This is a genomic window from Pantanalinema rosaneae CENA516, assembly GCF_050753385.1.
Lineage (GTDB): Bacteria > Cyanobacteriota > Cyanobacteriia > Leptolyngbyales > Leptolyngbyaceae > Pantanalinema > Pantanalinema rosaneae.
Window position 1 is genome coordinate 23,683 of sequence record NZ_JBLZFZ010000038.1, and the last position, 21,199, is coordinate 44,881.

General features: G+C 46.6%; 24 protein-coding genes. 12 read left to right on the forward strand and 12 right to left on the reverse strand.

Features of this window, described 5'->3' with window-relative positions; all coding sequences use genetic code 11:
• Nucleotides 1-24 precede the first annotated feature (24 nt).
• A complete protein-coding gene (locus ACN4EK_RS20435; protein WP_431660040.1) occupies nt 25-1,623 on the reverse strand; it encodes an isocitrate lyase/phosphoenolpyruvate mutase family protein in 1,599 nt (532 codons plus the stop codon).
• Between the two features lie 173 nt (nt 1,624-1,796).
• Here ACN4EK_RS20435 and ACN4EK_RS20440 point away from each other — a divergent pair, with 173 nt between their 5' ends.
• Complete coding sequence (locus ACN4EK_RS20440; RefSeq protein WP_431660041.1) at nt 1,797-2,117, forward strand: hypothetical protein; 321 nt, start codon at nt 1,797-1,799, stop codon at nt 2,115-2,117.
• Between the two features lie 65 nt (nt 2,118-2,182).
• Here ACN4EK_RS20440 and ACN4EK_RS20445 read toward each other — a convergent pair whose 3' ends face one another.
• The 3 genes from ACN4EK_RS20445 to ACN4EK_RS20455 form a co-directional block, all read right to left on the reverse strand.
• Nucleotides 2,183-2,803: a hypothetical protein gene (locus ACN4EK_RS20445; protein ID WP_431660042.1), complete on the reverse strand. Its 621-nt coding sequence runs from the start codon at nt 2,801-2,803 to the stop codon at nt 2,183-2,185.
• 428 nt (nt 2,804-3,231) lie between these two features.
• Nucleotides 3,232-3,735: a sterol desaturase gene (locus tag ACN4EK_RS20450; protein ID WP_431660043.1), complete on the reverse strand. Its 504-nt coding sequence runs from the start codon at nt 3,733-3,735 to the stop codon at nt 3,232-3,234.
• A 638-nt stretch (nt 3,736-4,373) separates the two neighbouring features.
• The gene (locus ACN4EK_RS20455; RefSeq protein WP_431660044.1) at nt 4,374-5,435 is read right to left on the reverse strand and encodes an acyl-CoA dehydrogenase family protein; all 1,062 of its coding nucleotides are present in this window, start codon (nt 5,433-5,435) and stop codon (nt 4,374-4,376) included.
• A 2-nt stretch (nt 5,436-5,437) separates the two neighbouring features.
• Between ACN4EK_RS20455 and ACN4EK_RS20460 the strand changes: the two genes are divergently transcribed.
• Nucleotides 5,438-5,593: a hypothetical protein gene (locus tag ACN4EK_RS20460; protein ID WP_431660045.1), complete on the forward strand. Its 156-nt coding sequence runs from the start codon at nt 5,438-5,440 to the stop codon at nt 5,591-5,593.
• A 196-nt stretch (nt 5,594-5,789) separates the two neighbouring features.
• Here the strand turns inward: ACN4EK_RS20460 and ACN4EK_RS20465 are convergent, their stop codons facing one another.
• Both ACN4EK_RS20465 and ACN4EK_RS20470 read right to left on the reverse strand, forming a co-directional pair.
• Nucleotides 5,790-6,539, reverse strand: a complete 750-nt coding sequence (locus tag ACN4EK_RS20465) for a TerC family protein (protein WP_431660046.1) — start codon at nt 6,537-6,539, stop codon at nt 5,790-5,792.
• Between the two features lie 71 nt (nt 6,540-6,610).
• Nucleotides 6,611-7,225, reverse strand: coding sequence for a hypothetical protein (locus ACN4EK_RS20470; protein WP_431660047.1), 615 nt, complete (start codon nt 7,223-7,225; stop codon nt 6,611-6,613).
• Nucleotides 7,226-7,596: 371 nt separating this feature from the next.
• On the opposite strand from ACN4EK_RS20470, the gene ACN4EK_RS20475 reads away from it, so the two are divergent.
• From ACN4EK_RS20475 to ACN4EK_RS20485, 3 genes are all read left to right on the forward strand, one after another.
• Entirely contained in the window at nt 7,597-8,280 is a 684-nt protein-coding gene (locus ACN4EK_RS20475) for a DUF1003 domain-containing protein (protein WP_431660048.1), read from the forward strand.
• Nucleotides 8,281-8,344: 64 nt separating this feature from the next.
• On the forward strand, nt 8,345-9,088 hold the full coding sequence (locus ACN4EK_RS20480) for a cadmium resistance transporter (protein WP_431660049.1): 744 nt from the start codon (nt 8,345-8,347) through the stop codon (nt 9,086-9,088).
• Between the two features lie 77 nt (nt 9,089-9,165).
• Nucleotides 9,166-10,080, forward strand: coding sequence for a prohibitin family protein (locus ACN4EK_RS20485; RefSeq protein ID WP_431660050.1), 915 nt, complete (start codon nt 9,166-9,168; stop codon nt 10,078-10,080).
• Here the strand turns inward: ACN4EK_RS20485 and ACN4EK_RS20490 are convergent.
• Nucleotides 10,058-11,023: a LysR family transcriptional regulator gene (locus ACN4EK_RS20490; RefSeq protein ID WP_431660051.1), complete on the reverse strand. Its 966-nt coding sequence runs from the start codon at nt 11,021-11,023 to the stop codon at nt 10,058-10,060. The genes ACN4EK_RS20485 and ACN4EK_RS20490 overlap by 23 nt on opposite strands.
• Nucleotides 11,024-11,336: 313 nt before the next feature.
• Here ACN4EK_RS20490 and ACN4EK_RS20495 point away from each other — a divergent pair, with 313 nt between their 5' ends.
• The 4 genes from ACN4EK_RS20495 (at nt 11,337) to ACN4EK_RS20510 (ending at nt 13,937) form a co-directional block, all read left to right on the forward strand.
• Entirely contained in the window at nt 11,337-12,056 is a 720-nt protein-coding gene (locus ACN4EK_RS20495; protein WP_431660052.1) for a cadmium resistance transporter, read from the forward strand.
• Nucleotides 12,057-12,070: 14 nt separating this feature from the next.
• Nucleotides 12,071-12,730: a cadmium resistance transporter gene (locus ACN4EK_RS20500; RefSeq protein ID WP_431660053.1), complete on the forward strand. Its 660-nt coding sequence runs from the start codon at nt 12,071-12,073 to the stop codon at nt 12,728-12,730.
• A 34-nt stretch (nt 12,731-12,764) separates the two neighbouring features.
• The gene (locus ACN4EK_RS20505; protein WP_431660054.1) at nt 12,765-13,394 is read left to right on the forward strand and encodes a hypothetical protein; all 630 of its coding nucleotides are present in this window, start codon (nt 12,765-12,767) and stop codon (nt 13,392-13,394) included.
• A gap of 102 nt (nt 13,395-13,496) precedes the next feature.
• Nucleotides 13,497-13,937 (forward strand): YidH family protein, encoded by a 441-nt coding sequence (locus ACN4EK_RS20510; RefSeq protein ID WP_431660055.1) that lies wholly within the window; start codon nt 13,497-13,499, stop codon nt 13,935-13,937.
• 68 nt (nt 13,938-14,005) lie between these two features.
• Here the strand turns inward: ACN4EK_RS20510 and ACN4EK_RS20515 are convergent, their stop codons facing one another.
• The 4 genes from ACN4EK_RS20515 to ACN4EK_RS20530 form a co-directional block, all read right to left on the reverse strand.
• A complete protein-coding gene (locus ACN4EK_RS20515) occupies nt 14,006-14,758 on the reverse strand; it encodes a phosphatase PAP2 family protein (protein ID WP_431660056.1) in 753 nt (250 codons plus the stop codon).
• A gap of 12 nt (nt 14,759-14,770) precedes the next feature.
• Nucleotides 14,771-15,562 (reverse strand): sulfite exporter TauE/SafE family protein, encoded by a 792-nt coding sequence (locus tag ACN4EK_RS20520; RefSeq protein ID WP_431660057.1) that lies wholly within the window; start codon nt 15,560-15,562, stop codon nt 14,771-14,773.
• 9 nt (nt 15,563-15,571) lie between these two features.
• The gene (locus tag ACN4EK_RS20525; protein WP_431660058.1) at nt 15,572-16,042 is read right to left on the reverse strand and encodes a hypothetical protein; all 471 of its coding nucleotides are present in this window, start codon (nt 16,040-16,042) and stop codon (nt 15,572-15,574) included.
• Nucleotides 16,043-16,281: 239 nt separating this feature from the next.
• A complete protein-coding gene (locus ACN4EK_RS20530) occupies nt 16,282-17,340 on the reverse strand; it encodes a sulfate/molybdate ABC transporter ATP-binding protein (RefSeq protein WP_431660059.1) in 1,059 nt (352 codons plus the stop codon).
• Nucleotides 17,341-17,567: 227 nt separating this feature from the next.
• Between ACN4EK_RS20530 and ACN4EK_RS20535 the strand changes: the two genes are divergently transcribed.
• The 3 genes from ACN4EK_RS20535 (at nt 17,568) to ACN4EK_RS20545 (ending at nt 19,838) form a co-directional block, all read left to right on the forward strand.
• Nucleotides 17,568-17,831, forward strand: coding sequence for a hypothetical protein (locus ACN4EK_RS20535; protein WP_431660060.1), 264 nt, complete (start codon nt 17,568-17,570; stop codon nt 17,829-17,831).
• 542 nt (nt 17,832-18,373) lie between these two features.
• Nucleotides 18,374-18,856 carry an RrF2 family transcriptional regulator gene (locus tag ACN4EK_RS20540; protein ID WP_431660061.1) on the forward strand — a complete coding sequence of 161 codons (483 nt, stop codon included), beginning with the start codon at nt 18,374-18,376 and terminating at the stop codon, nt 18,854-18,856.
• Between the two features lie 175 nt (nt 18,857-19,031).
• Complete coding sequence (locus ACN4EK_RS20545; protein WP_431660062.1) at nt 19,032-19,838, forward strand: PhnD/SsuA/transferrin family substrate-binding protein; 807 nt, start codon at nt 19,032-19,034, stop codon at nt 19,836-19,838.
• 13 nt (nt 19,839-19,851) lie between these two features.
• Here ACN4EK_RS20545 and ACN4EK_RS20550 read toward each other — a convergent pair whose 3' ends face one another.
• Nucleotides 19,852-21,174, reverse strand: a complete 1,323-nt coding sequence (locus tag ACN4EK_RS20550; protein ID WP_431660063.1) for a tetratricopeptide repeat protein — start codon at nt 21,172-21,174, stop codon at nt 19,852-19,854.
• Between the last annotated feature and the right edge of the window lie 25 nt (nt 21,175-21,199).

The window sequence follows — 21,199 nt, forward strand, 5'->3', positions numbered from 1 at the left end:
CTGGGACTGAGAGTTTACGGTGGCTTAAAAATGGGTGGCTTTGAGCATATCAGCGATCGTGTCTACTTCTAACCAATGGTCTGTGATGTAGAGAATGTGGACAGGGTACTTCAGAGCAATCAGGTGGTTGAGCAATGCCGGGAGGCGACCAAACTGTTGCAGGGTGTTACTCTGAAGCAGCGATCGCAGGGCTTTAGAAAAGGGTTTTTGTCCCTTTGCCGATACTTTAAGTAAGCCTGTCCACAATCCACAGATATTGGCTGCTGGTAAATCGCCGCCAATCTGTTGCAAGTACACCGGCTGGCGAAAACGGCTGTCTGAGTAAGGTTGTGAGGCGGTGACAAAATCCGGTTTGGCTTGATAGGTTTGCGGTCGAGCCGTGGCATCTACCACCACCACAAAGTCTTTTTTCACTTCTAGCAGTTGTTGCAGAATATAGTCTTTAAATAACACATCGCCTTGACTGATCAGCCAATCGCGTCCATCCTGGGGCAGTTCATGCACACCCAGATAGAGCGACACTAATTCTCCGGTGCGATCGTAGGCATCGTTGTCAATATAACGAATTTGGGGCAAGTCGATCGCGGCTTTGCCATAACCCCGCACGACGGTAATCTCCGTCAATCCCAATTGCTGATAGGTTTGCACAATTCGACCGAGCAAGGGACGATCGGGCGCACCAATCATCCATTTCGGGCGATCGACTGTTAATTCGCCCCAATCCCCATCCTGGGTGGCGGCTAATAGAATTACGCGACTAGAACTTTTAGTTTGTGGATCTGGTGTTGCTGATAAGGGCTGGTTCAGTGGTAATGCTGTTGTCGAATCTAGCGGCAGATTAGTTGCTAAATTGAGTAAATGGCGATCGCGCCGTAGAATTTCTGCTGTTCGCTGCATGGTAGTAGCAGCATGATGCAGGAGTTGATGCTCCCAGACCACCAGCGCAAATCGATAGCGGTATAGAACTTCTGGCGGCATCCCATGAACCCGCGTTGGGATAATCACTACGGGACTGCGATCGCCCCAGGTCTGCTTAAATGCCAGCAACAAATCGGGGCTGGGATGGCTGCTGTGAATCACAATGCCATCAATCCCGGCTTTGTCATAGGCTCTGGCTCGTTTCAATGCTTCAGTCACCGAGGTTTTAGTCAGTCCCAGTTCTACCCGCACCAGGATGACAAACTCCGGATCGGCAGAGACTTTGCTGGCTTGCAACTGGGTACAAAATTCTGCGATCGCGGTAGAGGTGGTTGATGGGGGCGTTGGGCGATCGCCAGGTGGCAGGAAAGCTTCTTTAAAGCAAACTCCAGCGATGCCCCGTTGTGCTAGTTTCTGGACTAACCACGGCATCTGGTGAGGGTCACATTCGGTGCGAGCGGCATCAAACACTATCGGGATCGTGGTGGCATCTGCCATTAACTCCAGGATTTGCAGGACTAACTGCCAACTGAATGGTTGTTGATCGGGCAACCCTAACTGTGCCGCGATCGCCCAACCACTTGCCCAAATGCCCTCAAACCCAGCCGTTTCGGCAATTTTAGCGGCGATTGCATCGTTGGCTCCCAACAAAAACTCTGGGCGATCGTGGGTTAAAAGCTGGTGCAGTTGGCTAGATTTTTTCATCACTGGGAGATGACGCTAGTTGATAATGATGGTAGTTTAAGAGTGGCGAGTTGGCAACCAAAAGCGGATTTTAATGCCAATATAGCCACCAAAACCCGTTTTTAGCTATGATTGGTAGACTTTCCTACTGATTCACCCTGAACTGCCCACCACAATAACCGGAATTTTGTTATATGGCTGAACCTTCCGAACGAAAGCGCATCTACATCAATGCCTTGCCGGAATATGAAATGAAGCTGCTCAGCGCTCTTTCATTCTTCCTGGGGCGAAAAGTCTCGACTCAGGCGGCGGCAGCCCTGGCAATGTATATTCGGCAATCCCACGATCGCATTTTGTCCCAGGTGGAGTTTTACGCCCACAAAGCTGGGATGAATAAATGGGATTTGCTGAATCTGATTTCCGACAATCCCCAGAGAGCGGAAGAATTGCTCAAGGAAACGGGGGAGAAAATTCACACAAACGAACCAGACATCTTTAGCGAAGAAGATGCCTGATCAGAACTGGTGGGTGATGGCTGGGCTTGAACGGACTACACGCGATCGCTTAATTGCATGGCTTGTTAGTCGATAATCTGTGGACTGGGTATCTGAGCGTCAATCTCGGTTTGAGATAGTGTGGGAACTGCCCAGGTGGTTTCACCCGCTTTGAAAACCTTAGCCGGAACTATATTCAGTTCCAATGCACCTGCTGGGTTCATGCTCACAAAGGATTGGGTGCCATCGACAAATTTGATGGCTAAAGGCTCAGTCAATGTCTGTGCTTCGGTGTTTGGGCTAAGTACAACCTGGCTGCCAGCCGGGAGATAATAGCCATCACAATCCCAATCATCATCGGTTTCTTGACCGGCAGCAAGATAATAGAGTTGAGTCGGTAGCTTCTTCGGTTTATTGACATAGACCGCCAGATTGCCAACCGTTTGATTGTGGCACTGTGCTCGTGTTGTGGTCGATTCCATCACCGCTTTCTGTGCCTGCAATTTTGCCAACTGTTGCTGATACTGCTCAGGTGTGTAACCTGCCTGTTCTAGAGCATTTTGCACTTGTAAGAGTTGATTGATCGCTTGTGTCACTTCTGCATAATCTGCACCTTTGCGATGATCCTGCCCAGCCCAGGAGGGAGGAGCAATCACCAAGTTGACTAAAAGCACGATCGCCACGATCGCCAGTTTGAGAAAAGTCATAAATTACTCCTTAATTTGAACAACTCCTAAATCATTATGGTTTCACTTTATATAGCTCAATTAATAAGAGCAAATACTCTTTTTTGTTAAATAAATCACTTCAATTTATTGGTTTATATTCAATAGGGGTAAGTTTTGCTCAAAAACCCTCGAATTGTTCAACTTCCAAAGATGGTTAGGAATGAGAATGAAATAACTTGAACAACTTTAACCTTTTACCTGTACGGGCGCGGCATACCCTCCGGGAAGCAAGCTATGGCAAAGGCTTCTGAGGCGATCGCAAAGACTTTTTACCGAATGCCACGCCCCTACGCCAAGAATTACACTTTAATAAATCCCCGCTCCTTAGGGTTTACTCTCGCCCCTACCGATAGCAATCTATCGTGCTGGTCGTGTCATCTACGCCTGGTATACTTGTCCTGCCTGAATTAGCTAAATTGGATCGATCGCGATCGCCACCGTAGCCAGCGCAGTAATCGCAACCAACTTTTAGCCGGAATTTCAAAACAACTGAAAATATCACCAAACGCCATATTGGTTCTTTGGTGATGGAGCCAGTGCTTTTCTGGAGTTGTAATCCAGAGAATATGGCATATTAGCTGAATTAATTCTGGAGTTTGCCATCCTAATGCGGTTGTGTGTCGCCACCATACATGAATTTGTCCTAAAGCTAATCCCAAAATAATTCCTTGAGAAGAATACTTCCATAGCAATGTCGCGACCACAAGGTATGGTAACGCCCCTAAAATGCCGTCTAATAGGACATTGATGTTGAGAGATAGAACAGCGTAGTGGCGAAACGTTTTCCGAGCGCTGTGATGGGTTTGCAAGTGTAGTCGCCCAAAGACATGTTCTGGAACGTGATAGCAGAAGGTTGATAAAAAGTCACCCATAAATAACAACAACCAGGCAATCGCTAGAGCCTTCAACATTGAGTTCCTTCCATGACTGAATCAGTATCAACTAGAACAATCAATTTGACTGTTGAGATGATGAATATCACAGGAAGATTAAAACCTGGTAAACGAGCAGATTAGTCAGATATATAGTTAAAGGCTTACGGTTACTGGTTCAAGCTGCTCATAGCGCTCTGTAGAACGAAAATTTAGATGCCGTTATGCAACCCTCCAATCTCACAGAGACCTGTCGCGATCGCGCGATCGGATTCGGAGGGTGGTTTACTGCATCTGATATCAGGGTAGGTCTTGCCGATCGGTTACCGAATTACTGATCACCGATCTGCTCAACCTACCCCTACACAAATTCCAAATGACAGAGAGATTATTTTGAGAATGAAGTTCTTGTTGATGATCAGGAAGCCTTTAGCCTCAATAGTTTAAGGAACTGTAATTGGCATGTTTGAATTAACTGGCTGAGGATACCGTTTAGGAGTAACCAAATCAGACTAAGTACCACTAATGCCATCACACTAAAAATAGTGCTATAGGCTTTTGTGTGCCACCAGAACCGTATCCATAATTTGAATCCATAATGGAGTGGTGAAATTCGCTGTAACCAACTAGACTTTGAACGTCTATGAACGCTTAAGGATAGTGTCATTGTCATGCTCTCAGTTATTCTGTAATTCCGTTTCTAATTGCACCAGGCTGGGAGTTAACACGGGTAGAAAAGCGACTTCCCGCAAGCGCCGAGCTGTACCACTAGGTTTAAGATATGCGGCTCCACCTTTGGCTTCTAGTTCCAGGGTGACTAATTCCATCGCTAATCGCGTCAAGGCAATTCGGAGTTCAATTAACTGTCGGGTCTGGGGCAAATCACGCTGGTGCGAGGTTGCCAACTGCCAAACTTGTGGTTCTAATTTAGCCAGGGTCATTGCCGCCGATCGTAGCCGAGTAATTAAGGCTTGCTCATTATTGCCATCCATACTTTGTAAGGTTTCTTGCAGCGATCGTCGCGCTATCCCTAAGGCTAATCCGGCTTGCATCAGTAAAAATGCCGGACGAATTTTAGCTAGGAAGGTCGGGGCATCTTCACTAATGACCCAGTTCTTAGATAATTGCACTTGTTCCAAACGTAAGGTGCTTGTCCAGGAGGCTTGTAGACCAAATAGTTGTAGGTCTTCTCCCCGTTGTAGCCCAGCCGCTTTGGAGGGCACAGCAACTACCAGCGATCGACCAGTGCGGGTTTGAGCGGTCATGGCGACAACAAATTGTTGGGGACGCAAATTAGATGCCCAGGGTAAAAAGCCATGGAGAGTGATGTGATCCGCTTCCAAGTGAGCCGCCAATCGTAATGGTTCTATGCCTGCCAAATGCTTCATACCATTGGATAATGCGGTGGCTCCAGATAACTCTGCTTGCAATACCTGAGGCAGAATTTCTGATTGCAACCACTGATTCTCACTGGTAACAAGATACTCAATTAAGGCGCGTTGGCACCAAAACACAAAACCACTCGTGAGGCATTCTCCTGAGACAGTCGCGATCGCCTCAATGACATCTAACAAACTGCCGCCTGCGCCTCCATACGACTGGGGAATTCCCAACCCTAACCAACCCGCTTGGGCAATTTGAGTTAGAGAGTCATTCACCGAACTGCCAGTCACTCCATCATTCAACCATCCGGCTCGTTCCGCAAACTGAAGTTGTAATTTCGCATCCTGGCTAATCATGAATGGTGTCCTCGATGCAGATGGGGAATTGGGAGCGATCGATCGATGTCGCCAATCAATTTACTGTGGTTCATAGTTACATCACTAATACTGGAAGGCAGGAAAGCCTGAACTGGATTAAGTCTGGAGTGCGGTACGTTGGCTTGAAGCAAGCGTGATTCAGTGCCCAAGCAATCTACTGTTATCCGATAGACTTACCGTATTTAATCGTTTCCTTATACTACTGAGAACTTGCCCACAACGCAAGTCAGTAGAGCCGAATGATTGGTCATAGCCAAAAAAATTGGGCAACCCGGCTCAGGCTGCCCTCCAGAAACTCGCTATATTGTGGTGACAACGATGCTGATGCCATCACTAATCAAACTGATTGAGTGGCCCTTGTTTTAGCCCGATCGTTGATTCTACAGAAACTTCGGTTTGTTCTCGTTTGGAAAACCCCCAGGTAAATAACACAGCCATCATGGCGAATACAATCCAGTCGGGAGGCGCAATCCCAGGTTGCATCACTTTACAGAGCAAGCGTAAGCCCACAGCAAATACAGTCAGATAAGCTGCATCTTGCAGATAGGTAAACTCGGTTAACCAACGGACAAATAACGCCGCGAGAAATCGGAGAGTGACGATCCCAATGATGCAGCCAATTAACACTAACCAGAAGCGATCGGACAAGGCTACAGCCGTCGTCACACTGTCTAAGGAAAATGCCAGATCAGTCAAGGCAATTAACGGCACAATTTGCCAGAGTGAAGGAGCTATCGGCTGAGGAGAATCTAATGCGATCGCGGTTTCTGCCTGAAATTGTTGCCAGAAATGCTTGCCGGATAACCACAATAGATACAACGCTCCTACGAATTCAAATTGCCAGAATTGCATCACCCAGGTTGCCGTGAGGAGTAGAACGACTCGTAATCCCAAAGCCGTAGCTAGACCCCAATTTAAGGCTCGTTGCTGCTGGTTGAGATCTGGCAGAGGCTGAACTAAAGCCGCTAACGCCACAGCATTGTCAGCCGATAAGACTGTTTCCAGGATGATTAATGCTAATAAAATCAATGCCGTATCGACTACCGTTTGGATGCCTGCATCTGCCACAAGCTGTTCTAACATGACGATCGCTCCTTCCTGCTATTCGTGCGTTGCTCTATGGATTGGGTGCATTGCGGTGACGACTGAATTACTTAATCATCTACTTCGCCTGCTGTTAAGGTACTGGGAATCCGAGAGTCAATGAAGGCTTGAGAAACATTGGGGATCGTTTGTTCTGAGTCGGCTTGGGTCAATTTGGTGGCAGGGACATTAAATTCGATCGCGCCGGTATCGGCATTAAGGTGAGTGACTAAGCGAGTGCCATCCAAAATTTTGAAAATGGCAGGAGTTGATTCAATTCCGGCAACTTTCACGCCACTGGGGAGGTAAACTCCCTGACAATCCCAACCTTCGGGAGTGGTTTCACCGTCTGCCAGAAAGTAAAGTTCGTCATGCCCCGATTTAGAATTAGCGCTGGCTGGTCCCAAGATCCCGATCGTGCTGCCTGTGGCATTGCGGCATTGTCCCCAGGTGACTCCAGACTCGATCGTGGCTTTCTGTAAGGTCAATTCATCAATTTGTTGTTGTAATTCTGGAGTGAGTTCCTGGGTTTCCTGGAGTGCGAGGAGTCCATTCAAAGTTTTAGTAACTTGCACGTAATCGGGATTTTTGGATACTTTCGGACGATCTGCCCAGGAGGGAGGCGCGATCGCCAGGTTGATTACCAATAACAAGACAGCTAAAACAACTTTTAGCAAGACGTTCATATTGCTCTCCTTCAGAACTATAGTCAGATACAGGTTAGCCGTTATGGCAGACTGAAAGCTTGAGTTTATGCTATTCAGTTTGACCAATAAAAGCAAACATTCCTTTTTCTTAAAAGGATAAATTAAAGTAATTGATTAAATTAATTCGTATAGTTCTCAATTCACTAAAAGTGAATCACGAAAATATCTACTACGTGTTCAAGTTGCTCTATAAACTTAAGTGATTAATTCAACAAAAAAGACTATTTGCTGTTATTGGTTAACCTCCGTAAAGTGAAACCATGTCAACTACCAGAGGCAATTAACACCCCATAATAGCCATTCGTTGTCTCTTGCCAATGGATTGAACTCACAAAACAGGCAGGTTAAGCATGAATTCAACTGAGTCAAATCAAACTCCTATCCAGACCGAAGCAGAAGCAACGACTGAAGTAAAACGGACAGAAGATTGCAAAATTAACCCGCCACACAAGCAACCGTTAACGTTTGGACAACGGTTGGCAGATAGTATGGCTTCCAAAGTTGGTTCCTGGGCATTTCTGATCGGTCAAACAACAGTATTAGCAGGGTGGGTAGGGGCGAATTTGATGCCAGGAGTACCACACTGGGACGAATCACCGTTCATTATGCTCAATCTGGTGTTTTCCTTTGCATCTGCGTACACGGCTCCGGTGGTACTAATGAGCCAGAACCGTCAGTCGGAAGAAGATCGGGAGAATGCTCAGCAAAACTATCAAGTGACGTTACAGGCGGCTCAGAATATCGAGCTACTGCATAAAAAATTGGATGCTGAATATACCAAAAAGCTAGATGAATTGACGGCACTAATTCAGCAACAGCAGCAAATAACATCTGAAGCTAAAGTTGTGTTTGTGCCAGTTCAAGCTAACCATGAGCATAGCTTTGAGCATTTCCTGACAACTGATATTACCAATGCTGCCAAGCATTCCGTTACCGATCCCCAGATGAAGGGCATGGTGTTTGTGAATGTGCCGAGTGATCGCTATCCCACCCACCTGAATCTGGATGATGCCAAAGTGACGATTGGTGAATAGCCAATTGATCGCTAGTTAAATCAGCCGGACTTGATAAACCCTAGAATTAGGAGATTGAGATTCGATGAATGGACTTGTGACGGCGATGACAACGGGATTTACGGCTTTTACCGCCACCAATTTGGATGATGTCTTGATCTTGATGCTATTTTTCTCACAGGTCAATTCGGTTTTCCGTCGTCAACATATTGTGGCAGGTCAGTATTTTGGCTTTGCCGCCTTAGTATTAGCCAGCCTACCGGGATTTTTTGGTAGTTTGGTGTTTCCCCGTCCCTGGATTGGCTTGCTAGGATTACTGCCGATCGCGATCGGGATTAGCCGTTTAGTCGATCGCAATTCTGAAGACAATGAGGCTGAGGTCGAGGTTCAGAGCAATCATTCTCTGTTGACTAATTTCGTATCCCCGCAAACCTACAGTGTAGCGGCGGTCACCTTTGCCAATGGTGGCGATAATGTGAGTATTTATGTGCCGCTCTTTGCCAACTGCACCTGGGATAGTTTAATTGTGATCCTGAGTGTGTTCTTTTCCCTGGTAGGGGCTTGGTGTTACACCGCCTATCAATTGACGCGTTTACCCGCGATCGCGGATAACTTGACCCGCTACGGTAATCTCCTTGTCCCCTTTGTGCTGATTGGATTAGGCACATTAATTCTGGTTGATAGCCATACCTTAGAACATCCTGGCTTAGCGGTATTAACGCTGGTCATCAGTGGCTTGTATCTCTTAAAACTGGTGCATAACATTAGTCAGACGCTGCAAAATCAGTCAGCAAAATTAGATGTAGTGCCGGAAGTGGAGCAGCTTTAATCTGGAGTCGTATGGTAAAATACACTAATTCAGTCGGAATACCGGATTAATTAGTTTTTACTTAGGCTCCTATCTGCATGGCTGTGAAGTTAGACAAGCCAATTGTGAAGTCGTCGGCAGCATCTCGATCGCTGAAGAAACCGAACCGGGATGTTTACGCCTTTGTCACCATTAGCTTAGTTTTGCTAGTGCTAACGATCGTGGCAAGTTTCTTTGTGGTGATTGGCGCAGGGCAACGGGGTGTATTACTAGAGTTTGGCAAGGTTCAGGATCAGGTGTTAGACGAAGGACTGCATATAATCATTCCCCTGGTCAACACCGTCGAAAAAATCAGCGTTCGGGTGCAAAATCAAGAGATTTCCGCCGAAGCATCATCGAAAGATTTGCAAGATGTCTTCACGGATGTAGCGTTGAATTGGCATATTCTGCCCGATCAAGCGAATCTAATTTTTCAACAAATTGGTAATGCACCAGCCATTATTACCCGTATCATTAATCCCGCCGTAGAAGAAGTGTTGAAAGCGGTGATGGCGCAATATACCGCAGAAGAAATTATTACTCGGCGGGGAGATGTGAAAGCAGGAGTCGATTTAGCACTGACAGAGCGGTTAGCCACTTATCATATTGCAGTCGATGATTTGTCGTTAGTGCATGTGCATTTTTCCCAACGATTTAGTGAAGCCGTAGAAGCAAAACAAATTGCTGAACAAGAAGCAAAACGGGCTGAGTTTGTTGCCTTGAAAGCGGCTAAAGAAGCGGAAGCCAAAGTGAATTTAGCGAAAGGTGAAGCGGAAGCCCAACGGTTAGTGCAGCAAACCCTGACCCCAGATTTATTACAGAAGCAAGCGATCGAACGCTGGAATGGCAATCTCCCTTTAATGATTGGGCGAGACAGTACAACCGCCTTATTTGACTTAAGCCAGTTTGTTCAGCATCACCCCGTGACGGCTAGACCTTTACCGTCTGCCACTACACCTCAACCAACTCGTTAGTTGGCTGGGAAGCTTTTGCCGGTTGTGATGGAGCGTTAGGCATCAGTAGGAGTTGTTCAAAGACGATCGCCAACTTAGTTTGAAACCGTTGTCGATGTTTGAGTTTTAAGACAGGTTGCACAATTTCTAGGCACTGAGCCGCATCGGTAACTTGAACGGCGTGTAATGTGCCTAACTGAAGTTCTTTTTGCACCATTAGTTCCGGTAATGCGGCGGCTCCAGAACCACTCTCAACTACAGATTTCACCATTTCACTACTACTTAATATCAGGGTGGTATTGAATTGCATGGGATTAATCCCCCAACTCTGAAGCGCTTGCTCAAACACCCGTTGGGCACCAGAACCTGGTTCTCGCATAATCCAGTCTGTATTCACTAATTCTGTCACTGAGATCTGCGATCGCCCAAACCAGGGATGCGATCGACTGACGACAATTTGTAAGCGATCGTGACCAACAGTTTCCTGTTCCAAAAGTGACTGTAATTCTGGCTTGACACCGCCTGTGACTAAGCCAAAATCAAACAAGCCCGTTGCTGTGCCCTCACAAATTTCATCGGCATTGCCTAAGATGCAATTAACCGTAATTTTGGGGTATTGCTGCTTAAACTGATTAATCTTATCGGGTAGCCAGTAATTGCCGATCGTCAGGCTAGACCCTAATTTTAATTCGCCCCGTTGCAGATTGTTGAGTTCCCGTAAGCCTCGCTCTGCCAGGACGACTTGATCCAAAATTTTCTGAGCTTCTATTTTCAGCAATCGTCCTGCTTCGGCAATTTCTACACGCCGCCCAATGCGATGAAATAATTTCACCCCATACTCTTCTTCCAAGCTCTGAATGGCGGCACTCACAGCAGGCTGGGTGACAAACAGGGACTCGGCGGCGCGGGTAAAATGCAGGTATTCAGCAACAGCCAGGAAGATGCGGAGTTGTTCAAGGGTCATACATTCAACCTGAGTAACTTAATGGCTCATTTCCGAGTAGGAAATTGTAGTTTCAATTGATCAATTCCTACTTGCAAACTAGGATATAAAAAATGTAATAGTTTTAGGTACTGACGTATTCATGACTACATTTTTGAGTTGTAGACAAGTGATGATAAGGGGGATTGTAACTTGAATAATTAATTGTAATTATGATTTTGAGAAAAAAGACTGCTTGATGCTATAAATTTAGCTTTATAAAGTAAAGGCAGATCGGTTTCAATGATCGAGATTCACCCAGCGATCGCCCGCACCAGCCTGAACAACTATCCCCATGATGCAATTCTTGACCGCCCTTTCGACTGGATTAACGGTGTTTGTAGCCACCAATATGGATGACATCATCATCCTGTTACTGTTGTTCTCGCAGGTGAATGGGGGGTTGCGGCGGCGGCAGATTGTGACTGGGCAATATTTGGGCTTTGGGGCGTTGGTACTGGCTAGTCTGCCGGGATTTTTCGGTAGTTTGGTGTTTCCCCGTCCCTGGCTTGGCATGTTAGGCATGATTCCGATCGCGATCGGCATTAGTCGGTTGTTAACTCAGGAACCAGAAGAGGCTGTGGATGATGTGGTGCTGGAAACTTCCCAGGGCGCATTTCTGGCTAGTGTGCTGTCGCCACAAACCTATAGTGTTGCTGCCATTACGTTTGCGAATGGCGGCGATAATATCGGCATTTACGTCCCTGTGTTTGCCAGTCATCGTCTGCCAGGTCTACTGGTGATTTTGGCTACTTTCTTCTTGCTGGTAGGAGTCTGGTGTTATGCCGCCGATCGGCTCACTCGTCTCCCGCTGATTGCTCACACCCTGGCTCACTACGGTCATCAGCTTGTCCCCTTTGGGTTAATTGGCTTAGGCGGTTTGATCTTAGTCAACAGTCACACGCTGGCCGATCGAGGGTTGACGGTGTTGACGCTGGTTCTATGCGGCTTTTGTTTACTGGCTTTTAACCGGAATCAGTCACCTGCGGCTACAACTGAGAGTGAAGAAAATTAACTGATTCACGGCTCATGGAATGGTTCGTTAGTGCGCTGATCACGGGGATAACGTCGTTTGTTGCCACCAACATTGATGACATTGTAATTCTCATGGTGTTTTTTGCTCAGGTCAACGATCGTTTACGTCCTCAGCATATTATTGTTGGAAAATATTTGGGTTTTATTCTACTGTTGCTGGCTTGTTTGCCAGGGTTTCTAGGTGGGTTGTTTCTGCCCAAAGCCTGGATTGGGCTGTTAGGATTTCTACCGATCGTAATTGGCATCAAACACTGGTGGGAGTGGCAACAGGAAGCCCCTGGTGTCCAAACTGTTTCTGAAGAGTTAATGGCTAACTCAGAAGCGACGATGGTTGGGCTGGCGGCGCTCCTGCATCCTAAGATCTATCATGTGGCAGCGGTCACGTTTGCCAACGGCGGCGATAATATTGGCATCTATGTCCCCTTATTTGCCAGTAGCGATTTACCGAGTCTAATTGTCATTGTGGCAGTCTTTCTCTGCCTGGTAGCGGTATGGTGTGGGATCGCTCACTACCTGGCAAGTCATCCCACGATCGCCCCCTTCCTCAGCCGTTATGCCCATCGTATTGTTCCGTTGATCTTAATCGGTTTAGGGGTTTACATCCTGATTGAAAATGACTCCTACCGATTGTTCCCGACCTTCTCAGCCGGATAATAAGGCTGAAGTTGACCTTTAAGAGGATAGGACTATGAAGTTGTTGCAAGTCGCGATTGTGGCGCTGGTATTGCTTCTAAATCTGATTGTGGCTCCCTCTGCCTTTGCCGATCGCGGTCGGTTTAAGACCAGCCCGGATTATGCCGAAGTCACTCAAGCGATCGAGGCATTAGTTCAACGTCAGAATAATCCTGATACTGCCGTTAATGCTACCGAAGCTTCGCAACAATTGGCTGAGTTGCAATTACAAAAGTACATTCTAGAAATTTCAGAGTCACGCGCCCGTTGCACAAATGAAACAGGTAAAACGTTAGCCGTTTATCTCAAACCGAAAAAAGCCCCGGCGAATCAATCAGGAACACTCTATTACTTAGGGAATCGGGAAACTACCGACGATGATTATACCTGTGCTGGAGTGTATCTCCCGGCGGCGACTCAGGTGGCGTTCTCACCCCTCACTGCGGTAGAGACGTTGACTGATCCATTGGCACTTAAGTTTGTAGAAGGCACTCAACTGGTCGTGGCAACCAATCCCACTACAGGCGCGATCGAGTTGAATGTACCTCCGGCTCAAACCTTGAAATCAGGTGAGTCAGGCTGGGCAATTCCAGTGTTGACTCAAGCGGATATTGACGCTCAACCACCGAATGCTCCCAAAGATTAATCGTTGGCAGAGGGGTTATTCCTGTTGGTGATCACGTTCTTGAACACAATTAATTACGCTCGCAATTCGTTCCCTGTTTTGTTCCCATTGAGGCGAATGTTGATGTTATTACCCTTTCTGTCTAAGCCGGAAAAAGTTGTGCAGTTATCGATCGACCAGCCCAAACATCTCAATCCCAACCGCATTCGCGATCACCTGGCGAATGAACGCACCTATTTATCCTGGATGCGGAGTGGTATTGCCTTAATGGGATTTGGGGTACTGATTGTCCGGATGCGAATTCTCCACCCCCCAATGGCTCCCCAAGCCCCCGGTAATGGTTGGAAACTCGGACTCGCTTTTTCGATCGTCGGTCTACTGTCTGTCCTGCTCTCCACTCAACACTATTTCACGGTACGAGATGATATTGAAGAAGATACTTACGAACCGCCCGATCGCTGGGTGATTATCTCTAGTCTGGCTGTGTTGTTGTTGGGAATGGGGGTGGTTTATTACATCTTTTCATTCCCGACTGAAGTGGCTGGTGCCGCGATTCTGGAGTGAAAAGTTTTGAGATGGGAAAAAGGGACAGTTGGAAAACTTCCCTTTTGGATCAAAATCTGATTGTGGATTTAGTTCGATTCTGCGGCGATCGTCTGGGTTTCTTCAGTGGTGAGTTGAACTTCTTCGCTCATCGTTGATGCTGCCAGATGCGGACGAATGACTAAACTGATGCCGATCGCCCAGGCAATGGATACGAACCAACCCGCTAAAATATCACTGGGAAAATGGACTCCCAGGTACAGGCGTGTCCAGGCGATCGTCACCACAAAACTACTGCCGCCTAAGCATACCAACCAACTCCAGCGAGTGCCCCAGGTGAGAATGATCAGTGCTGCTACTAACGTCATGCTGGCAGTAGCATGACCACTGGGAAAAGCAAAATCCGGTTCGGGTGATAGAGATTCCCATAAGCTAGGGCGGACTCGATGTAATAATACTTTGGCAATCCGGTTGATGACACCACTGCCGATCGTAGTCGTCAACAGATAAATCAGCGATCGCCATCGTTGTTGCCATAATAACCACAGCGATAATAGCGTCGTCATCAGCGTCACACCCTTAAAGCCACCCAATTTTGTCAGCATCGGAGCCAGACGATCTAGTGACTGAGTGGTGGAGCCATGAATCGTCAGCAAGATCGGTTCATCCCAGAGAAAACCACCCTGATGTTGCCAGATCGCGACAGCGAGTTGCTCAAATAAAAACAGTGGTAATCCAACGCCAACGCCAAGTAACAATAGCGATCGCCAGTGAGCCTGTAATACCTGTTTGACAAACCCCAAAAACGCTGGGGATTGTTGCTGTAATTCAAAATTTGCCATGACCTGGATTCACTAAACAACTAACTTCCAACTCGCCATCATCAGCAGGGAATAGACGATCGCGCGGAGGGGGCGTTGGGGGGCAAACTGACATAACTTTGCTCCCAGCAAAACACCGGGGACGGAGCCCAGCCATATTGCACCTACCACTGCCCAATCCACTGTCCCCAGTCCAATATGTCCTAATGAAGTAAAACCCAGTAGAATTGCTGCCTGCGAAATATCGGTTCCCACCAGTTTGCGGGCATCGAGTTGGAAGAATGCCATTAATGCCAGGGCGAACATGGAACCGGAGGAAACGCTGGTTAATCCCACCATGAAGCCAAGTGTTGCTCCGATCGCTAACGTTGCCGATCGCCCCTGCCAGGTCGCCAGATCAAATTGGGGTAATGTGGGCAACTGGAATTGTGGCAACCAGGTGGAAATAATTAACTGCACCAGCCCGAGTAATGTCACCAGCAGAATCATACTGCCTAGCACTCTCAGTAACAAAGCATTCCAATCCTCACTCCAGTTCCCTCGCATCAGATGAAATACGCCTACTCCTGTTAAAGCACCAGGAACACTGCCAAGAGCTAGCCATTTGACAATTTGGGGATCAAGCGTTTGCTGCCGCCAATGTTTAATACCACCCACTACTTTCATTAAAGTAGCTGCAACGACATCAGAACTGACCGCGATCGCGGCGGGAACTTTAAACACCATGATCAACATGGGAGTAATTAAGGCAGCGCCACCAATTCCGGTTAAACCGACTACAATTCCAACCCCAAAACTCAGGCAAGATAATAACCAGTAATTCATTGTTCGTTACTAAGGCAACCAGGAAGTTAAACTACTAAGCTGCTCGCTGGCAAACAGCAAGGGGGTTTCTAGCACATGGAAATGAACTAGCCCAACAATTAAAAGGGTGTAGATCGTGGAAGAAACTACACCCGTTAACAGTTCTTTTTTGAAGTTGCGCTGAGTTGGCTGCCTCTGTGCCAGATCTAAGGCTCCTGCCTGCATCAATAGGATGCCTAAAATATTAGAGATCCAATACCCGACGATCGTGCCGGGGATTAACCAATCGCTGACGACTCGACTGCATAGGTAGCCAAACCCATAGGCAACAGGCAAATTAAAAATTAAATCATTCCACCAACTCAGGGGCGATAACAGAAAGCCGATTGTCAGCAGAGCGCCTCCCCGGAGTTTGTTCCACAATGATGAGCCTGAGTTGGATGGCTTAGACGGTTGTTCCAGCGGCATTGTCGTAGCTGTTTGCTGGTCTAAATGGCTCATGGGTATATTTCTCTGTATAAACTACGGTATTTCGAGCGACTAACCGTAGTATATCACCTAGTAAATCCCTGTATGGCGATCGTTGTCCGCTGCTTTACACTTTTTTCAAGTTTATCGAGTCATTACAAAGAAGTAGGATGCCATAGAGAAACACCGGATTACTCCCCTTGCATCAAGGAGCGACCCGGTGAGCGGAACTATGCCGAACGCTTGAGGTCAATTGGCATCGTAGGAGCAAGTTAGCGATGATCGCGACTCAGTTGTTTGGCTTCATGCAGCCAGCCATCAACTGCATCAAAGGCAAAGACTCGTTCTTCCTTCGCTTGCACATACACCTGTTGGCGAAATTCTAGATTTAATTGATCGAACTGTTCTCGCTCCAGATAGACCATTAATGGTTGCCCATCTTCTAACAACAATTCTGCCTGCACTTCCCAGCCTAAATGGATAATCCGTTCTACCCGCGCGGCTAAGGTGCGATCGCGGGGCACTGTATCTACCACAACATCATGCGGTCGCAAAAACACATGAGGTTGATCAGCAGGTAAGCCAGCACTTTGAAGCAAGCCCGTATGGTTAAACAAAACGTTGACCGGCCCAATAAAGCCCATGACAAAGGAGGTAGCTGGTCGATCGTAAATTTCGGCGGGGCTGCCCACTTGCTCGACCCGACCCCGATTCATTACCACGAGTTCGTCTGCTACTTCCATAGCTTCTTCCTGATCATGGGTGACAAATACCGTCGTGACATGCACTTCATCATGCAGACGGCGTAACCAGTTCCGTAGTTCCTTCCGTACTTTGGCATCTAGCGCTCCAAAGGGTTCATCTAATAACAACACTTTTGGTTCTGTGGCTAATGCTCGGGCTAAAGCAACTCGTTGCCGTTGCCCACCGGAGAGTTGCGAGGGGTAACGCCCACCTAATTCCCGCAGTTGAATTAATTTGAGTAATTCCTCAACGCGGTGTTTAATCCGATCGGGGGGCCATTTAGCAATCTCTAGCCCAAAGGCGATATTTTGGCGAACTGTCAGGTGCTTAAACAGGGCGTAATGTTGAAACACGAAACCAATCTGTCGCTCTTGCACACTGGCATGGGTGGCATCCCGTCCAGTCAGAAAAATCCTGCCGTGGTCTGGTGATTCTAGCCCCGCAATAATCCGCAGTAGGGTTGATTTACCAGAACCGGAAGGACCTAATAAAGCGACCAGTGAACCGGTTTTAACTTCCAGGCTCACTTGATCAATAGCCGCAAAACTTCCAAAGTGCTTACTGACAGATTCAATCTCAATACCCACAACATTACTCCGTCAACGAATAGTGGCTATATATTAACACCTGTTAATCGATCAGTTTAGCGTAGATTAATAGACCTTGTCAGGTTAGTGATTGGATCAGGTATCAAATGTTTCTTTAATAAACTGAATTGATTGATTTAACAAAAAAGAGTGTTTGTTGTTATGAATTGACGTAGTTTAGGGTATAAGCATGAAGGTATTAACAAAAGTTATCAATAGAGGAAAATATGACTAAGCCCCTAATTGTCGGTAGCATTGACTGGCAACCTGTTTTATCCCAACTGGTGAGAAACCACCGTAGTCTGATCTATCCCGGTGATTTAAAGGCTGCATTACTACAACATGCTGGACTGAGTAACCATCCTCAAGCCGAAGCGACATACCAACTGGCGATCGAGATTTCTCGGCTCACGACTTGCTGTGATCCAGAGGTAATCTACTGGTTTTCTCGATTAGTTTCGTTGCTTGATTCCCAGCAGAAAAGTAGTTAATTATTTCACAATAGATTAGTTGCTTAATCAAGCAGAGCGATGATGTGATTCCAACCAATTTTATCTTGGTCTGGAAACGCTGATCTGCTAAAAATAATAGATTAAGTGACGGCTAGGAACCTGATTTAGGTTTTAAGAATAATATTGGTTTGTTTTTCTAAAAAATGTATTTATCGTCACTTGTTTTACCTAATCAACTGTGGCATAGTCCTATTTATCCTTAAAGTACGTTAATCCTATCGGGTTAGGGTGCTTTCGTCAAGACACCTCACATATATGGGTACATAGATGGGGTAGTAAGGTAGCAACGCTGGTCAGGCTTTAACCGGGGTAAGTTACTAAACTAACTCTTCACTAGACCTGGCAGATAGATGACATTGTCTATCTGCTACTTCCTTTTAAAGGGCTTCTATCGCCTTCAGAGACAATATTACAGCCCGATCGTAAATATTCCCTAGTAAATCGATCGAAATTTAGTACTTATTTGATCCAAACAGGGTATTATCAGATAAAATCCGATAATCCTACTGATAAACCGGTATATGTTAAGTGAATCTCCTTTAGCCACTCATGATCTATCTGCCAAGGTGGAGTATGCCATCCTGGCATTGATTGAGCTAGCAGGTGTTTGGAATCAAAGAAAGCCGATTACGGTTAGTGAAATTGCTACTCGCCAACCGATCCCCGATCGCTATCTAGAACATATCTTTACCATGCTACGACGCGGGGGATTAGTGCAAAGTCAGCGGGGAGCTAAGGGTGGATATATCTTAATTCGAGAGCCTTGGAAAATTACGGTATCGGATGTAATTAATTTGGTCGATGGCGAATCCCATAACGGCAGTTCTAATCGCCAAAAAAGTAAAGAAATAGTTGCTTCGATTAGTTGTGAACGGGAAATTGTCCGAGATATTTGGCAAGAAGCTGCCCTAGCCTCGCAGGAAGTGTTAAGCCGCTATACGATTCAAAACTTATGTGAGCAACGGGATAGACACAAACAAAAATATCCCATGTACTATATTTAATGATTACTTGAGTTGGAGTTCTGGCTTACATTCCTGCCGTAATAATCCGAAGTGAATTAGAACTAAATGCGATCGCAAGTAACAGCAAAAAGCTAATGATGCAGGATAAGGTCAGAATTAGCAGGGGATGATTTCTTAACATAGAGATTCAGATATAACTTATTTTTTAGATTTAATGTCCCATTCCAGCGTTCTAGTGGCGGTTTCCTACCTGGCTCCCAATTGGTTTCCCTTTTATCAGGCTGTGATCAATTATTTAGCCCCAGCCTTACAGACGAAAATCGAATTAGTTCAGGGAGTCTGTGATCCGCTAGTAGACCCGTTACTATTGCAAGATCAACTTGATTTAGCCTTTATCTGCGGATTGCCCTTGATGCGGCATCAACAGATTACACCAGGACAATTACAACCGATCGTCGCTCCAGTCATGCAAGCCGATCGTTATCAAAATCGTCCAATTTATTGCGCCGATGTCATTGTTCATGCCAATAGTCGCTTTAACACATTTGCTGAGTTAATGAATGCGATCGTGTGTTATAACGATCCAGGTTCCAACAGTGGTTATTACCTCCTATGTCACTATCTCTGGCAACACCATTGTCCGCCTCACTTTTTTAATCAGGCATTACCATCCGGTTCTCATCAAAATTCTATTCGTTGGGTGGTGGAAGGAAAGGCAGATTGCGCCGCGATCGATAGTACAGTGTTGGAACAGGAGTTCCGGTTATCTCCACAGCTTGCCGATCAATTACGAATCATTACCGCGCTAGATTTCTGTCCAATGCCACCGATCGTTGCCGCGCAACATCTCGGCGTAAATTGTATTCAGCGCCTACGATCCGCTTTGCTCCAACCTGACCCAGCATTACAGCAAGCGATGTTCGCGATGCAGGTTCAACGCTATGCCCCAGTAAATCTGGATGACTACCAGGCGATCGCTAGAATTTACACTGAAATTGTTGCAGCGGGATATGCACTGTAATCAATATTGCAATTTAGCTCACCTGTACTGCTAACTTTGGTGATAGAGTTCTCATCGGTGACATAGGTGAGAATTTTAGATGCTTTGAACGATCGAGTTTGGAGTGCTTATAGGATTGTTCATTCTGCTGAATGGCATCTTGATAAAGCTGTTGAAATAATTGACGTTGAGTGTGGCTTCCACCCAGTTGAGATAACTGTGGTAATACAGTTTGCAATTCTGTAATCGTTGTAGACCAATCACAATTGGCATGAGCAACCATACCTCGGGCGGCTGGAAGAGCGACATTGAGCCAGATCGCTTGTTGCGTGGGCGGTAGTGTAGCAATATGAGTTGTGAGGCTTTGCAACATCTCTTTGACTAAGGTGGGGCAACCAATTCGTGCCAAGGCATAAATATAGTGCAAATCTTGAAATGCCAGAGCATGTTCATGCAGCCGAAGTTGCAATGAGGGCAGAAGTTTCTGCCAACGATCGCCGACCTCTGTACCCTGCAATTCTAAGCGGAGTAGGGTGGCGATCGCTCCTACCAAATCCTTAGAGGCGGTGTGATCTGCTCGCCCCCAAATATGGTGGTCATACAGTTGTAATATCGTTTGCCAATCTTCCAGCACTAAATAATACAACGCAATATGCCACCAATTATGGGTATACAACATCGAGTTGCAACCATCCCAAGTATCAGCCAAACCTTCCATCCAGGTAATCCCGGCCTCAACCCGTCCTTGCTGCTCCAATACATGAGCAACCGCATGGTGTGCCCAGGGATCATGTCGGTTCATTGCCACTGCTTGCCGTCCGATCGCTTCAGCCCGATCGAGTTCACCACATTGCTCCAAGCCAAACGCTAACATGCCATATAAATAATGGCGGTCTTGATTCATGGGAAACACTATTTCCGCAATTTGCCGCAGTTGCGTAGCATTGCCCTGGTAGAAGTAATGATATTGTCCCTGTTGAACCGAAATTAAGTCGCGTGGATATTGTTGAGCGAGTTGGCGATGATAGGTCAGTGCTTGGTTAATGTCGCCCTTTGCCCAGGCAACAATGGCCTGGATATACCACTGTTCCCGTTCTGTAGCCTCAGAATCATGATAACGTGCGGCTTTCACATGGGGTTGAGCTTGCTGCCATCCGATCGCCGTTTCTTGAGATAAAAAGTAGGCGGCTGCATAGGCATGGGCGATCGCGCAACTTCGATCGGCTGTTAATGCCTGTAGAATGGCTGGTTCTGCCGCGTTTCCATAGAGCAGTGACTGGTCAATAAAGTGATTGATAGACTGAATGGCGGCTGGGGAATCGGTGGTTACCGCCAAACCTTGAGCATCATATAACATAAGAATGTCAGTGAAATTGTCAATC

What these genes read in the sequence shown, in the direction of transcription:
- ACN4EK_RS20435 (WP_431660040.1), bottom strand. Translation starts at nt 1,623, where the DNA reads ATGAAAAAATCTAGCCAACTGCACCAGCTTTTAACCCACGATCGCCCA.
- ACN4EK_RS20440 (WP_431660041.1), top strand. Translation starts at nt 1,797, where the DNA reads ATGGCTGAACCTTCCGAACGAAAGCGCATCTACATCAATGCCTTGCCG.
- ACN4EK_RS20445 (WP_431660042.1), bottom strand. Translation starts at nt 2,803, where the DNA reads ATGACTTTTCTCAAACTGGCGATCGTGGCGATCGTGCTTTTAGTCAAC.
- ACN4EK_RS20450 (WP_431660043.1), bottom strand. Translation starts at nt 3,735, where the DNA reads ATGTTGAAGGCTCTAGCGATTGCCTGGTTGTTGTTATTTATGGGTGAC.
- ACN4EK_RS20455 (WP_431660044.1), bottom strand. Translation starts at nt 5,435, where the DNA reads ATGATTAGCCAGGATGCGAAATTACAACTTCAGTTTGCGGAACGAGCC.
- ACN4EK_RS20460 (WP_431660045.1), top strand. Translation starts at nt 5,438, where the DNA reads ATGGTGTCCTCGATGCAGATGGGGAATTGGGAGCGATCGATCGATGTC.
- ACN4EK_RS20465 (WP_431660046.1), bottom strand. Translation starts at nt 6,539, where the DNA reads ATGTTAGAACAGCTTGTGGCAGATGCAGGCATCCAAACGGTAGTCGAT.
- ACN4EK_RS20470 (WP_431660047.1), bottom strand. Translation starts at nt 7,225, where the DNA reads ATGAACGTCTTGCTAAAAGTTGTTTTAGCTGTCTTGTTATTGGTAATC.
- ACN4EK_RS20475 (WP_431660048.1), top strand. Translation starts at nt 7,597, where the DNA reads ATGAATTCAACTGAGTCAAATCAAACTCCTATCCAGACCGAAGCAGAA.
- ACN4EK_RS20480 (WP_431660049.1), top strand. Translation starts at nt 8,345, where the DNA reads ATGAATGGACTTGTGACGGCGATGACAACGGGATTTACGGCTTTTACC.
- ACN4EK_RS20485 (WP_431660050.1), top strand. Translation starts at nt 9,166, where the DNA reads ATGGCTGTGAAGTTAGACAAGCCAATTGTGAAGTCGTCGGCAGCATCT.
- ACN4EK_RS20490 (WP_431660051.1), bottom strand. Translation starts at nt 11,023, where the DNA reads ATGACCCTTGAACAACTCCGCATCTTCCTGGCTGTTGCTGAATACCTG.
- ACN4EK_RS20495 (WP_431660052.1), top strand. Translation starts at nt 11,337, where the DNA reads ATGATGCAATTCTTGACCGCCCTTTCGACTGGATTAACGGTGTTTGTA.
- ACN4EK_RS20500 (WP_431660053.1), top strand. Translation starts at nt 12,071, where the DNA reads ATGGAATGGTTCGTTAGTGCGCTGATCACGGGGATAACGTCGTTTGTT.
- ACN4EK_RS20505 (WP_431660054.1), top strand. Translation starts at nt 12,765, where the DNA reads ATGAAGTTGTTGCAAGTCGCGATTGTGGCGCTGGTATTGCTTCTAAAT.
- ACN4EK_RS20510 (WP_431660055.1), top strand. Translation starts at nt 13,497, where the DNA reads ATGTTATTACCCTTTCTGTCTAAGCCGGAAAAAGTTGTGCAGTTATCG.
- ACN4EK_RS20515 (WP_431660056.1), bottom strand. Translation starts at nt 14,758, where the DNA reads ATGGCAAATTTTGAATTACAGCAACAATCCCCAGCGTTTTTGGGGTTT.
- ACN4EK_RS20520 (WP_431660057.1), bottom strand. Translation starts at nt 15,562, where the DNA reads ATGAATTACTGGTTATTATCTTGCCTGAGTTTTGGGGTTGGAATTGTA.
- ACN4EK_RS20525 (WP_431660058.1), bottom strand. Translation starts at nt 16,042, where the DNA reads ATGAGCCATTTAGACCAGCAAACAGCTACGACAATGCCGCTGGAACAA.
- ACN4EK_RS20535 (WP_431660060.1), top strand. Translation starts at nt 17,568, where the DNA reads ATGACTAAGCCCCTAATTGTCGGTAGCATTGACTGGCAACCTGTTTTA.
- ACN4EK_RS20540 (WP_431660061.1), top strand. Translation starts at nt 18,374, where the DNA reads ATGTTAAGTGAATCTCCTTTAGCCACTCATGATCTATCTGCCAAGGTG.
- ACN4EK_RS20545 (WP_431660062.1), top strand. Translation starts at nt 19,032, where the DNA reads ATGTCCCATTCCAGCGTTCTAGTGGCGGTTTCCTACCTGGCTCCCAAT.
- ACN4EK_RS20550 (WP_431660063.1), bottom strand. Translation starts at nt 21,174, where the DNA reads ATGTTATATGATGCTCAAGGTTTGGCGGTAACCACCGATTCCCCAGCC.